Here is a 1,220-nt window from a genome sequence, read left to right as displayed (position 1 = left end):
TGAATAGGTTACACTTAGTTGGACAGAACAGTTAAGGTCATATAAACTTGGTTCAATTAAAAGTTGAGGAGAATTACTATGACCCGTAGAGCAAGAAGGAACTTTTCAAAGGAATTCAAGGAACAAATTGTTCAGCTTCATGCTTCAGGAAAACCTAGGTCTGAAATTATCAAAGAATACGAGCTGACGCCATCTGCCTTTGATAAGTGGGTTCGACAATCCCAGACCAGTGGATCTTTTGAAGAAAAAGATAATCGCACGCCTGAAGAGGAAGAGCTGATCCGATTACGAAAAGAGAACCAAAAGCTTGCGATGGAGAATGATATTTTAAAGCAAGCCGCGCTGATCATGGGACGAAAGTAGACGTGATTCGAAACAACTGTCACAAATACTCGGTATCAGCAATGTGCGACGTCCTACAAATCCCAAGAAGCACGTATTATTACGAAGCACAAATCCGTGATGACCAAGATGAAGAATTGACGACACTGATCGTTGAAATCTTTAAAGAAAATCGAAATATTTATGGTCAGCGAAAGATTAAGAAAAAGCTTGAAAAGCTGGGTTGGATCGTTTCTCGCCGTCGTATTGGTCGTATCATGAAAGAGCAAGGTCTCGTTTCAAAGTATACGGTTGCTCAATATAAACCGTCGAAAACATCCTCTAACGAATCGGAAATCGGGAATACATTAAATCGTAAGTTTGATCAAGACCAGGAACTTAAAGTGATTGTAAGTGACTTAACCTATGTTCGAGTACAACAGAAATGGCATTACATCTGCGTTTTAGTAGATTTATATAATCGTGAAATAATTGGTCATAGTGCAGGTCCTCAAAAGAGTGCAGCATTAGTTCAACGTGCATTTGCATCCGTTAAATACAATCTTAATCGTCTCGAATTATTCCATACTGACCGAGGTAGTGAGTTTAAGAACCAAATCATCGACCAAGCCCTTGATACCTTTGATATTGAGCGCTCATTGAGTGAAAAAGGAACGCCGTATGACAATGCCGTGGCTGAAGCTACGTTTAAGACCATCAAGACAGAATTCGTTCGTGGTACCATTTTCCCTAGCCAACACGAACTTGATCTTGAACTTTTTGATTATGTTCACTGGTTTAATCATATTCGAATTCATGGATCACTAGATTACTTAACACCTACCGAATACAAGTTAATGAACCTTTAATTATTTGTACAGTTTAGTGTTGACATACCA

1 protein-coding gene is annotated in these 1,220 nt (G+C 38.9%); it reads left to right on the top strand.

All coding sequences use genetic code 11. The annotated features are described in order from the left end of the window. Positions 1-78: 78 nt before the first annotated feature. Positions 79-1,190, top strand: a protein-coding gene (locus ACDX78_RS23175; protein ID WP_486031215.1) for an IS3 family transposase whose coding sequence is annotated in 2 segments (ribosomal slippage) — positions 79-328 and positions 328-1,190 — 1,113 coding nt in all. Because the reading frame shifts where the segments join, the coding sequence is not laid out codon by codon here. The last annotated feature ends 30 nt before the right edge of the window (positions 1,191-1,220 follow it).

The sequence above is a fragment of the Virgibacillus oceani genome (genome assembly GCF_041521345.1).
GTDB lineage: Bacteria > Bacillota > Bacilli > Bacillales > Amphibacillaceae > Virgibacillus_N > Virgibacillus_N oceani_A.
The sequence above is the reverse complement of the archived record's forward strand: the minus strand, read 5'-3'. Positions and strand labels throughout refer to the sequence as shown.